Origin of the sequence: Janthinobacterium sp., assembly GCF_009923995.1 — a bacterium.
In the GTDB taxonomy this organism is placed as follows: Bacteria; Pseudomonadota; Gammaproteobacteria; order Burkholderiales; family Burkholderiaceae_D; genus Janthinobacterium.
The window spans coordinates 26,313-39,321 of sequence record NZ_RFSK01000016.1; the positions used below are offsets into that span (position 1 = coordinate 26,313).

General features: G+C 64.9%; 5 protein-coding genes. All 5 read left to right on the forward strand.

Annotated features, from left to right (window positions below; all coding sequences use genetic code 11):
- Positions 1 to 110: 110 nt before the first annotated feature.
- Entirely contained in the window at positions 111 to 3,461 is a 3,351-nt protein-coding gene (locus EBS11_RS10635; protein WP_290602643.1) for a TIM-barrel domain-containing protein, read from the forward strand.
- 99 nt (positions 3,462 to 3,560) lie between these two features.
- The gene (locus EBS11_RS10640) at positions 3,561 to 6,545 is read left to right on the forward strand and encodes a TonB-dependent receptor (RefSeq protein ID WP_290602645.1); all 2,985 of its coding nucleotides are present in this window, start codon (positions 3,561 to 3,563) and stop codon (positions 6,543 to 6,545) included.
- Between the two features lie 503 nt (positions 6,546 to 7,048).
- Positions 7,049 to 10,090, forward strand: a complete 3,042-nt coding sequence (locus EBS11_RS10645; protein ID WP_290602646.1) for a TonB-dependent receptor — start codon at positions 7,049 to 7,051, stop codon at positions 10,088 to 10,090.
- A gap of 64 nt (positions 10,091 to 10,154) precedes the next feature.
- A complete protein-coding gene (locus EBS11_RS10650) occupies positions 10,155 to 11,546 on the forward strand; it encodes a Gfo/Idh/MocA family oxidoreductase (RefSeq protein WP_290602650.1) in 1,392 nt (463 codons plus the stop codon).
- A gap of 135 nt (positions 11,547 to 11,681) precedes the next feature.
- A complete protein-coding gene (locus EBS11_RS10655; protein ID WP_290602655.1) occupies positions 11,682 to 12,992 on the forward strand; it encodes a DUF5077 domain-containing protein in 1,311 nt (436 codons plus the stop codon).
- Positions 12,993 to 13,009 lie beyond the last annotated feature (17 nt).

Below are 13,009 nucleotides of genomic sequence, written 5' to 3' on the forward strand. Positions count from 1 at the left end.
AATTTTGGGCATTTTATTAATTAATTAGCGTCAAAACTTTCTTTTGATTGACGATATTTATTTTTCTTCTTAAAGTATTTCCATCACTTTGATTTCCTGAAAGCCGACAGATGAAACCTCTCCCGCTTCCCCGCCACGTCCTTGCCGCCTGCGTCCTCGCGGCCCTTGCCACCCTGTCCGCGCCTGGGCTGCAGGCCGCGCCTATCGGCAATCTGCAGGCCTTCTCCGCCGTGCATGCTGCCGACGTGGCCAAGGGCGAGGGCCTGGGCTGGGACTTGCGCAGCGACACGGGCGTGCAACTGCGCATCAGCCTGCCGCAGGTGGACGTGCTGCGCATCCAGGCCGGCGGCAAGGGCGGCTTGACGGGGCCGGGCGACAAGGCCGCCCCCATCGTCGTGGGCCAGCCGGCCGCGCAAGTGGCTTACCAGATCCATGAACAGCCTGACCATATCGTCATCAGCACGGCCGCCCTGAGCCTGCGCATTGACCGCAAGCCCCTGCGCTTCACGCTGTTGCGCGCCGGCGACGCCGTGCCCCTGTGGCGCGAGGTGCAGCCCCTGTCGCTCGACGACAAGCAGGGCGTGCAGGTGCTGTCCAGCCTGCCGGGCGAGCGCTACTTCGGCGGCGGCCAGCAGAATGGCCGCTTTGAATTCAAGGGCAAGCAGGTGCCCGTGTCGTATTCGGGCGGCTGGGAAGAGGGCGACCGGCCGAATCCCGCGCCATTCCTGATGAGTTCACGGGGCTGGGGCGTGCTGCGCAATACCTGGTCCGACGGCAACTATGACTTGCGCGACGCGGAGCAGATCTCGCTGCAGCACGCGGAAGGCCGCTTCGATGCCTACTTCTTCGTCGGCAAGGACTTGCGCGACGTCGTGGCCCGCTACACGGACTTGACGGGCCGCGCGCGCATGCTGCCCCGCTGGGCGCTGGAATTCGGCGACGCCGATTGCTACAACGATGGCGACAACGTGAAAAAGCCCGGCTCCGTGCCGAAGGGCTGGACCGACGGCCCCACGGGCAAGACGCCGGACGTGGTGGAAACGGTGGCGCGCCAGTACCGCGAACACGATATGCCGGGCGGCTGGATCCTGCCCAACGACGGCTACGGCTGCGGCTACACGAACTTGCCGGAAACGGTGAAGGGCCTGGCCGGCTATGGCTTCCGCACGGGCCTGTGGACGGAAAACGGCGTCGACAAGATCGCCTGGGAGGTGGGCCAGGCGGGCAGCCGCGTGCAAAAGCTGGACGTGGCATGGACGGGCAAGGGCTACCAGTTCGCCATGGATGCGAACAAGTCGGCGTATGACGGCATCCTGAACAACTCCGACAGCCGGCCATTTTTGTGGACTGTGATGGGCTGGGCCGGCATCCAGCGCTACGCCGTGGCGTGGACGGGCGACCAGAGCGCCAGCTGGGACTACATCCGCTGGCACATCCCGACCCTGATCGGCTCGGGCCTGTCCGGCCAGGCGTATGCGTCCGGCGACGTGGACGCCATCTTCGGCGGCAGCCCGGAAACCTATCTGCGCGACCTGCAGTGGAAAAGCTTCACGCCCGTGCTGATGGGCATGTCCGGCTGGGCCGCGGCCGAGCGCAAGCATCCATGGTGGTTCGATGCGCCATACCGCGACATCAACCGCCGCTATTTAAAACTCAAGATGCGCCTCACGCCATATATGTATACCCTCGTGCGCGAAGCGGAGCAATCGGGCGCGCCGCTGGTGCGGGGCCTGATGTGGGATTATCCGCAGGACCCGGCCGCCTACACGGAAGCGTATAAATACCAGTTCCTGCTGGGCCGCGACGTGCTGGTGGCGCCCGTCTACCGCAGCCAGGCCGTCAGCGGCGGCTGGCGCAAGGGCATCCATCTGCCGCAGGGCATCTGGTACGATTATTGGGATGGCCGCCAGGCCACGGCGGACGCGAAAGGGCGCGACCTGGACCTGCAGGTCACGCTCGACAAGCTGCCCGTGTTCGTGCGCGCCGGCGCCATCCTGCCCATGTATCCGGAAATGCTGTATGACGGCCAGAAGCCGAAGGACCGGCTGACCCTCGATGTCTACCCGCACGGTGACTCCGAGTACACCTTGTATGAAGACGACGGCAACACGCGCCAGTACCAGGGCGGCGCCTTCAGCCAGCAAGTCATCCGCATGCGCCAGGAGGGCGGCGACGTGCGCGTGGAGATCGGCGCCGTCGATGGCACCTACCAGGGCCAGGAAGCGCGGCGCGGCTATGCGCTGCGCATGCTGGCGGGCCAGCGTCCGGAGGCCGTCAAGGCGGGCGAGCGCGTGATCGCCGCGTCCGGCGACCGCGCCGCCTACGACCAGGCGGCAGAGGGCTGGTTCTTCGATGGCGCGGACAGGCAAGGCACCTTGCACGTGAAGGTGGCGGCGCAGGATATCCGCCAGCCCCTGGCCTTGCAGGTGGCCGGCGCGCTGGCCGTGGCGAGAGTCGACGCCGACTTCCCGGCCGCCCCCGTGCCTGGCCGCGCCTTGCCGGCCGACGCCATGCAGGTGGTGGGACGTCCTTTCGAGGAGAGCGGCTATCCGCTGGAAAACGCCTTCGATGGCAAGCCGGAGACGTGGTTCCGCACCGTGCGCAGCCCGTCCGTGAAAAGCGGGCCGCACGAATGGGTGATCGGCTTCACGGAACGGCGCCTGGTGGACGGCATCGAACTGGCGCCGCGCAACGATCAGCACTGGAAGCATGGCCAGGTGCGCGACTATGAAATCTACATTGGCGACAACAACGGCGAGTGGGGCGCGCCGCTGGTGCGCGGCACCCTGAAGCTGCAGGAAGGCACGCAGACCATCAATTTCCCTGCGACGGCCGGGCGCCTGCTGCGCTTCCGCGTCATGAGCACGCAAAATCCGGAAGGCGACGGCGCGGCATCCACCGACCCTATGGTGACGGCGGCGCAGGCCGGACCCGTGGCGCGCGCCTACGACGCGGCGCTGGCCGCCGACGTGGCGCCCGTGACCCTGTCCGAATTCCGCGTGCTCGAGCACCGTGTCGCCGAAGGCGCCGAAGTGCAGCGCTACCTGTCGGACCTGGCGCTGCCGAAGAATATTGCGAAGGACCGGCCGGCCGGCAAGGCGGCCGAGATGCGCATGAACGGGCTGTGGTTCCGCAAGGGCCTCGGCGTGGGACCGGCCAGCCGCATCGACTTGCAGCTGGCGGGCAACTGGAATCTGCTGCGCGCCGACCTGGGCGTGGACGACAGCTGCCGCAGCGCGGGCGGCCTGCAATTCCAGGTATGGAGCGGTGAGCGTCTGCTGTACGACAGCGGCCTGGTCACGGCTCCCGGGGTGGTCAAGCCCGAAATCGACGTGCGCGGCCTGAGCCAGCTCAGTTTGCGCACCCTGGGCGCGCGCGGCGCCCGGCCGGCCCAGGTGTGCGGCAACTGGGCCAATGCCGTACTCACCGGCACGGAAGGCGCGACCGTCAAGCCGCGCTAACCGCAATCACTTCATTTCACCAAAACGAGCCCCTCTTCGGACCGGGGATGGGCTCTTGCAACCTTACGAAAACAAATCACTTATAAAAGGGAGTCGGGAATGCACTTGAAAAAACTGATGGCCGCCATGGTGGCGGTAGGATTGGCATCGACAGCGCTGGCGTCAACCGCCTTGGCAGCCGAGGAGCAGGATGACAAGGCGAAGAAGGACGAGAAGATGGCGCGCGTCGAAGTGACGGGTTCCAGCCTGAAGCGCATCAACGCGGAAACGGCGTCGCCCGTACAGGTGATCAACGCCAAGCAGATCGAGAACATGGGCGCGCTCACCCTGCTGCAGGTGCTCGACAACCTGCCTGCCGCCCGTCCGGCGCAGCAGGACTTCCGCTCGATGTTCACGGGCTCCGATGGCGGCTCGCAGGCGAACTTGCGCGGCATGGGGGCGCAGGGCACCCTGGTGCTGCTCAATGGCCGCCGCCTGTCCTTCTATGGCGCGCCGGCCGGCTTCCAGACCATGTTCGTCAACATCGACGCGATTCCCGCCGCCGCCATCGAGCGCATGGAAATCCTCACGGACGGCGCCTCCGCCGTGTATGGCTCCGATGCCGTGGCCGGCGTCATCAACGTGATCACGAAAAAATCGTATCAAGGCCTGGAAGCGCGCGCCAACGGGGAATTTTCGCCCAGCGTGAAAGCCTATGGCGAGCGCCAGGCCAGCCTGCTGTATGGCGTGGGCGACCTGGCCAGCGATGGCTACAACGTCTACGGCTCCGTCAACGTCTACCAGCGCGACCGCATCGCGCTGGCCGACACCTGGCAGAAACGCCCCTCGTATTTTTATGTTAACAACCCCAATTTCATCCCGAACATGCGCGTGGGCGTGGGCAGCGAGCCGGGCGTGATGAACCCCGGCACCTTCTTCGTCTTCGACAAGGCCAACAACAATGCCCGCACCCAGCGCGCCGCGCCCGGCTGCAATACCAGCATCACGGAAGCGTCGGGCACGCGCTGCGTGTGGAATGCGCTGCCCAACCAGCTCGACACGGGCCCCACCTCGGAGCGCGCCACGGCCTACCTGAGCGGCCGCCTGAAACTGGGCGGCGACATGGAAGCGTTCGCGGAAGGGGCCTACACGCACATCAAGATGCGCGGCGAGAACGGCCCGTCCAGCTTCAATAGCGGCAGCACGAACAACTGGTTCGCGCGCAACACGGGCAATACCCTGAACACCTTCGCCACGCCTTTCCTGAGCCCCAACAATGTCTACCTGAAAGGCAAGCTCGATGCCGACATGGTGGCCAAGATGGGCGGCGCGGCGGGCCTGAATTACCTGCTGCAGGATGCGACGGGCCACTTCGGGCAGAAAAATATCGATGAAAACTACCGCGCCCTCGCGGGCCTGCGCGGCAGCATCGGCGGCGGCTGGGATTTTGAGACGGCGCTCAGCGTCGCGGGCAGCCATTCGACCCTGTTCCAGACGGCGAACATCAACATCAAGGGTTTCGAGCAGGCGTTCGGCCCGTTCACCAAGGACCCCGTCAGCGGCCGCACGTATATCTCGGACAATCCCGCCTACAAGTTCGGCGAAATCAGCGAGGCCAACGCGGCGCTGCTGCGCGCCGCCTACCCGACGTTTGCCATCGAATCGTGGACCAAGCTGATGACGTGGGACGCGAAGCTGGAAGGCACCCTGTTCAAGCTGGGCGACCGCGAAGTGCGCGCCGCCGTGGGCACGAACGTGATGCGCGAGAGCTTCCTCACGCCCGGCAACGCGGATGCGGCCAATGGCCTGATCACGCAGCAGGGCGGTTCCTGGTTCGACGGCCGGCGCACCATCGCCGCCGTGTTCGGCGAAGTGGTGGTGCCGCTTTCCGACACCCTGGAAGTCAACGCGGCCGCGCGCCTGGACAAGTATCCGCATTTCGCCGCCAATCTGGCGCCCAAGCTGGGCGTGATCTGGCGCGCGCGCCCCGACCTGATGTTGCGCGGGACGTACTCGGAAGGCTTCCGCGCGCCCAACCTGGCCGAATCGGGTTCGGGCGGCGTCTTTGCGCAGGTGGGCGGCATCCGCGACACGGTGCGCTGCGACGAGACGAACGCCATGGCGCGCGCGCTGTTGAAATCGAAGGTGGCGACGGATGCGGACCTGGGCAAGAGCCTGCTGAACTCGAACTGCTCGACGACGGTGGGCGGACTGACGCCGCCGAACCCGAACCTGCGCCCGGAAAAGGCCAAGATTTCCACCGTGGGCCTGGTGCTGCAGCCGGCCAAGGACGTGAGCATCTCCGTCGACTACTGGTTCATCAACCGCCGCGACGAAATCGTGCGCCAGGACTTCAACGAGCTGTTTACGGAACTGGTGGACAAGTACGGCCCGACCCTGGCCGGCGCATCGAACGCCATCCGCAACGAGCTGACGGATACGGACCGCGCCAACATGGCGGCGGTGGCGGCCATGTGCGCCAATCCCGCCAACGCGGGCGTGTGTTCCGGCGGCGTGCCGGGCTACTCGGTGGGCAACCTGGGCGGCTTGATCAATTCGTACTCGAACCGGGGCCGCACCCTGATGGACGGGGTGGACATCGACGCGCGCACGCGCTTTGCGCTGGGCGAGTGGGGCAAGCTGAGCACGGGCATCGCCGCCACCATCCGCAAGCGCGACACCCACGACAGCGAAGACGGCAGTGACATCAAGGGCAACACCGTCGGCTACTACGATTCGCCGCGCTACCGCGCCACCGTGAACGCGGACTGGAGCTACCGCAACTTCGTCAGCAGTGTCTTCATCAACTACTCGGGCAAGACGCGCTGGGCGTATGGTCCCTGGGACAAGGACAACACGCCTGAAAACTGCACCGCCGCCTCGGTTTCCCTGCCGGCCGGCCAGTGCAAGGGCGCGCCGTCGTACACGACCGTCAACCTGGCCTTCAGCTGGAAGCCGGTCAAGAACCTGGATGTGGGCCTGAATGTGAAAAACGCCTTCAACAAGCAGCCGTACTACGATCCGAACGGCTGGGAAGGCTACAACCATAGCCAGGACCTGTTCGGCCGCCAGTTTGCCCTGTCGGCCAGCTACAAGTTCTTTTGACGCGTGACCTGTCCCGGCCCGTCAGCCGCCATGGTGGCGGGGCGGGATAGTGCCATGAAAAGAAAAAGACAACATCCTGAAATACGCAATACGAAAGATAAACGTAAGCGAAAGGCGATCGCCATGTCGTCTTTCGCGATTTTTCTTCCCAATTCCTGCGCGGATTCGCCTCCGCCCACCACTTCTCCGCATGCGCATGTATCCCTCACGCCACGATAGCGAAAGTTATGTGTAGCTCATTCAAGCGAAACGAAAGATAAATTGCCTTTATTCGCTGAATTCAGCGATAAATTGCCGTTATAACTTTCTTTTTATTGACGATGCTTATTTTTCTTTTTAAAGTATTCCCAAGAAACGAAAATTGGCCGAGACGGACCGATTTTCCGGAAGGTGCGGCTGCCCGGCCCTGCCTTCCGGCGAAGACCATAAAAATGGCGCCCCCCACAGCTTCGCCCTGGAGCGGGAAGGGCGCTGATAACCCTCGATATAGACGGAGAGACACCATGCATAGCACCCGACTCAAATTGCGCGACATCAGCCGCGCCGCCGCGATCGTCATCGCGCTGGCCGCCGGCGTGCCAGGCCAGGCCTGGGCACAATCGAATGCCACCAGTACCATCTTCGGCGAAGTGAGCGCGCCGGCCGGCGCCACCGTGGTACTGCAAAACCTGGCGACGGGCGTGCAGCGCACCCTGACGCCCGATGCGTCGGGACGCTATGTGGCCAACTCCATGCCGCCGGGCCGCTACGCGGTGCGCGTGCTGCGCGCCGGCACGGTCGAGGCGACGCAGGAAGTCGAAGCCCTGATCGGCGCCGGCGCCGAAGCGAACTTCGGCCCGGCCAGCGCGGCAGGTCCCGTGGGCCAGGAGCAGACCGTCGTCGTAAAGGCTTCGCGCAATCCGATCGACGTGTCGAACACGAACAATGGCGTGATCTTCACGGCCAAGGAATTGAAGGCACTGCCGGTCGGGAACGACGTGGCGTCCATCGTGCAGCTGACGCCGGGCGTGTCGCGCGGCACCAACAGCGTGTACGGCAATGCGCCGTCCATCGGCGGTTCGGGCCAGTCGGAAAACGCGTTCTACGTCAACGGCTTCCCCATCACGAACATCCTGACCCAGGTGGGCGCGTCGGAACTGCCGTTCGGCGCCATCTCGAACATGCAGGTGCTGTCGGGCGGCTACGGCTCGGAATTCGGCCGTTCCACGGGCGGCGTGATCAACATCACCACCAAGAGCGGCGGCAACAAGGTGGAATTCGGCGGCAAGGTCTCCATCATTCCCCGCTCGCTGAAGGGCGACCCGGAAAACACGTACTATCCGAACACGGGCGCCAATCCCAAGACGGATGGCAATCTGCTGTACTGGAACCGCGACAATGGCAGCACCAGCAAGGTCGTGGGCCTGTATGGCAGCGGTCCCCTGATCAAGAACAAGCTGTTCGCCTTCGTGGCGCTGGAACAGACGCGCACCGATGGCCAGGCCGTGGCGGCGGCCGCCGATGCGGGCACGGCCCTGTCGCGCGGCTGGAGCACCAGCCAGAGCAAGGTAGACCGCATGATGGCCAAGCTCGATTACAACCTGACGGACGACCATCACTTCGAATACACCAAGCTGTATGACCGCACGCGCACGGACAGCCAGTCGTATGGCTACAGCTACGACACGCATGCGAGCAACGGCATCCAGTCCGGCAAGGGCGAGAGCACGACCAACTGCTGCGGCTCGTCGGCCGCGCCAGGCGCGAACATCGACATCTTCAAGTACACGGGCTACCTGACGGATAATCTGACGGTGACGGCAATGATGGGCGAATCGCGCACGTCGCACCGCCGTACGCCGAATGGCTACGACCCGCTGCTGGCGCAGACGTCGTCGAATGCCTCCACCCAGGTGCCAGGTTTGAGTTACGCCAATCCGCAAACGGTGACGGGCACGCTGATCGACCCGTCGTCGGAAGACCGCCAGAAAGCCAAGCGCCTGGACCTGGAATACAAGCTGGGCAAGCACTCGCTGCGCGGCGGCATCGACCGCATCGACGTGGAATCGAAGGTGGGCCTGAGCCTGGCCGGCGGCTACCGCTGGAGCTACCAGAAGGCGGCAGACCCGAACCGGGCCATCAACGGCGCGTTTGAAACGCCGGCGCAGGGCGGCGGCTACGGCGCGCAGGGCTACTACGTCAGCAAGGACCTGAACGCCAACTTGGCGCGCCCCACCAGCGTGCAATCGGCGCAGTACATCCAGGACCACTACCAGGTCACGGAACGCGTGCTGCTGGACCTGGGCCTGCGCCGCGAACAGTTCACCAATTACAGCACCGATGGCGTGGCCTTCATTTCGCAGCGCAACATGATCGCCCCGCGCGTGGGCGCCACCTGGGATTACCTGGGCGACGGCACGCTGAAATTCTTCGCCAACGGCGGCCGCTACCACTTGCCTGTGCCGTCGAATTTGTCGAGCAACATGGCCAGTCCCTTCCTGGCCACGAGCGAAATGTTCACCTACACGGGCGTCGATCCGGTGACGGGCGCGCCGACGGGCCTGCACGCCATCAGCAAGCCGTATTCGGCCAACAACGCGTATGGCCAGAGCCGCGATGCGCGAGAGGTGACGGCCATCGGCCTGAAACCCCTGTCGCAGGACGAATTCTCGCTGGGCTTCGAGCGCGCCCTGAGCAAGAAGCTGGTGGTGGGCGCCAGCGTCCTGTACCGCAAGCTGAACGACACCAACGACGACGTCTGCGACGAGCGTCCGCTGCAGGCCTGGGCCACGCGCAACAGCGTCGACACCAGCAACTGGGGCGGCTTCCAGTGCGCCATCATCAACCCGGGCCGCGACAACAGCCTGATGGTGGACTTCGACGATGGCAAGGGCCTGCGCCGCGTGGATATTTCGGCGGCCGAGTGGGGCAACCCGCTGCCGTCGCGCACCTACCGCGCCCTGAACCTCTTCGTCGAGCACCCGTACACGAATGGCTGGTACGGCAAGCTGACCTACACCCTGTCCGGCCTGAAGGGCAATATGGAAGGCCAGACGGACAGCATCGGCGGCGGCGACGTGGGCCTGACGGTCAGCGACGACCACAAGGAGCTGATGTACAACGCCTATGGCTACCTGCCGGGCGACCACCGCCACGCCTTCAAGGCCTACGGCTTCATGCAGGTGCTGCCGGACGTGACGGTGGGCGCGAACATGTCGCTGATCTCGGGCGCGCCGCGCAACTGCATCGGTGCGCTGCCCGATGACCTGAAGTTCGAGAACGACTATGGCGATTCCTACTTTTATTGCAATGGCAAGCCGGCGCCGCGCGGCAGTCAGGGCCGCCTGCCATGGCAAGCCCAGCTGGACATGAATGTGGCCTATACTCCCAGCGCCATCAAGGGCCTGAGCCTGAAGGTGGACGTGTTCAATGTGTTCAACAGCCAGACGGTGACCCGCTATAACGAAACGCGCGAAGACCACGGCGCCATCGCCCGCAACTACCTGCAGGTGGCTGGCCGCACGGCACCGCGTTCCGTGCGCTTCACGGCTGAATACACCTATTAACCGCATGCCGGCCTGCCTTGCGGCGGGCCGGCCCATGATTACCAACGGAAGTGAGAAGAGACCAATGACGACACAATTCAATCGCCGCAATTTCCTGTCCGCCAGCGCCGCGCTGGCCGGTGGCGCCATGGCCGGCAGCGCACTGCTGCCTGGCGGCGCCGTCGCCGCCCCGGCCGCCGGCCGCGACAAGGTCCGCCTGGGCGTGATCGGCACGGGCATGCGCGGGCAGGTGCTGCTGGCCGAACTGGTGCGCCGCGATGACGTGGAAGTGGTGGCGCTGTGCGATATCGAACCGATCATGCTCAAGCACGCGCTGGGCCAGGTGGAAAAGGCCGGCAAGCCCCGTCCGCGCACGTATGGCGAAGACCGCGATCAGAAAGCCTACAAGCGCATGCTGGACGCGGGCGGCCTCGATGGCGTGATCATCGCCACGCCGTGGGAATTCCACGCGCCGATGGCGATCGCCGCCATGCAGGCAAAGGTCGCCGTCGGCTGCGAAGTGGTGGCCGGCATCACCCTGCAAGACCACTGGGACGTCCTGAATACCCAGCTGAAAACGGGCACGCCGTACATGTTGCTGGAAAACGTATGCTACCGTCGCGACGTGATGGCGGCGCTGCAGATGGTGCGCGCCGGCCTGTTCGGCGAACTGGTGCACCTGCAAGGCGGCTACCAGCACGATTTGCGCGCCGTCAAATTCAACAGCGGCAATCCGGCCAAGCCGTACGGCGGCGGCGTGGAATTCGGCGAAAAGGGCTGGTCGGAAGCCCATTGGCGCACGCAGCATTCGGTCGAACGCAATGGCGAGCTGTATCCGAGCCACGGCATCGGCCCGTGCGCCATGTACACCAACATCAACCGCGGCAACCGTTTTACGCGCATCAACGCCTTCGCCACCAAGGCGCGCGGCCTGCACGACTACATCGTCAAGCAACCGGGCGGCGCGCAGCACGCGAACGCCAAGGTCAAGTTCAAGCTGGGCGACGTGGTCACGACCACCCTGGCATGCGAAAACGGCGAAACCATCATCCTGCAGCACGACACGAGCCTGCCGCGCCCGTACTCGCTGGGCTTCCGCGTGCAAGGCACGGACGGCCTGTGGATGGACTTGAATAATGCCATCCATATCGAAGGCGTCAGCAAGCCGCACCAGTGGGATGACTTCAAGGCTTACCAGGACAAGTACGACCATCCCGTGTGGCGCAAGTATGCGGCGCAGGCCGAGGGCGCGGGCCACGGCGGCATGGACTTCTTCGTCATCCACGCCTTTGTCGAAGCCCTCAAGGCCAACGCGCCGATGCCGATCGATATCTATGATGCCGTGACGTGGAGCGCCATCACGCCCCTGTCCGAACAGTCGATCGCCGCCAACTTCCAGACCCTGGACTTCCCCGACTTCACGGGCGGGCAGTGGAAGTCGCGCAAGCCGATCTTCGCCCTCGACGGCAAGTACTAAGCCTGCACAACCCGCTACCGCGCCTGCCGCCGTAGCGGGTTTTTTCTGTCCCTATCCGTTTTTTCAACCGCGGCGTGCGCCGCAGGACGCTCTGCGCCTGCTGCCCGCCGCAAGCTGTACCTCCAGGAGACGTCGATGAAACACAGAAGTGCAGTACTCTACGCAGTCCTTTCCAGCGCACCGCTGCTGCTGGCCGCTTGCGGCAGCAGCGGTGCCGGCGCCAGCGTGATCAAGGCCGAAACGGGCCTGGCACCCGTGGCGGGCACGCCGGCTACCGTGGCCCTGGCAGGCAATGCCTTCATCACCAGCGCCGACGCCAGCGCGCAGGAAGTCATCAATGACAATGGCCTGGCCAACTGGACCAGCCCGAACACGGTGACGAGCACGTATTTCCGCGTCGGCGCGGCCGGTCCCGTGACGGTGGCGCTCGACGCCCGGCTGGCCGGCAGCACCAGCAGCGTGGTGCGCGTGACGGTCGACGGCCAGCCTTTCGACGTGGCCCTGGCGGGCACGGCCAGCAAGACGTATGCCGTGGGCACGGTCAATGTGGCCGCGCCAGGCTATGTGAAGGTGGACTTGCGCGGTGTGAGCAAGGCGGGCGGCTATTTTGGCGACGTCGCGGCGCTGAAGGTGACGTCGAACGCCACGCTCAACTACGCCAGCGATCCGGCCAACTACTACTGGTCGCGGCGCGGCCCGTCCGTGCACATGGGCTACACGGTGCCGGCCAATACCGAGTATTTTTATAACGAGATGACGATACCCCAGGGGCAGGATGCCATCGGCTCTTACTTCATGGCCAATGGCTTCGGCCAGGGCTACATGGGCATCCAGGTAAAATCGGCCAGCGAGCGCTGGATCCTGTTCTCCGTGTGGGATGCGGATAATGGCGCCAAGACCACCCTGGTGAGCAAGGGTGCGGGCGTGGTCGACAACGCATTCGGCGGCGAGGGCACGGGCGGCCAGACCTATCTGTCATACAACTGGGCGGCCGGCACCACCTACCGCTTCATCACGCGCGCGCGGCCGGACGGCAACGGCGGCAGCGACTATTCCGCCTGGTTCTTCGCGCCCGAGACGGGCAAGTGGCGTTACATCGCCACGTGGAAGCGCCCGGCCATCAGCACGTATCTGACGGGCGTGCACTCTTTCCTCGAGAACTTCATCGACACCAGGGGCTACACGGAACGCCGCGTGCAGTTCGGCAACCAGTGGGCGCGCAATGTGTCGGGTGCGTGGTCGGAAGTGACGGCCGGGAGGTTCACGGGCGACGCCACGGCCACCAACGCGCAGCGCATGGACTACGCGGGCGGCGTGGAAAACGGCAGGTTCTACCTGCATAACGGCGGCTTCTTCGCCGACTACGTGCAAACCGGCCAGAACTTCACGCGGCCCGCGACGGGGCAGGCGCCTGCCGTCGACGTGGCGGCCTTGCCGCTGCAGTAAGCGCGGTAGCGCCGTAA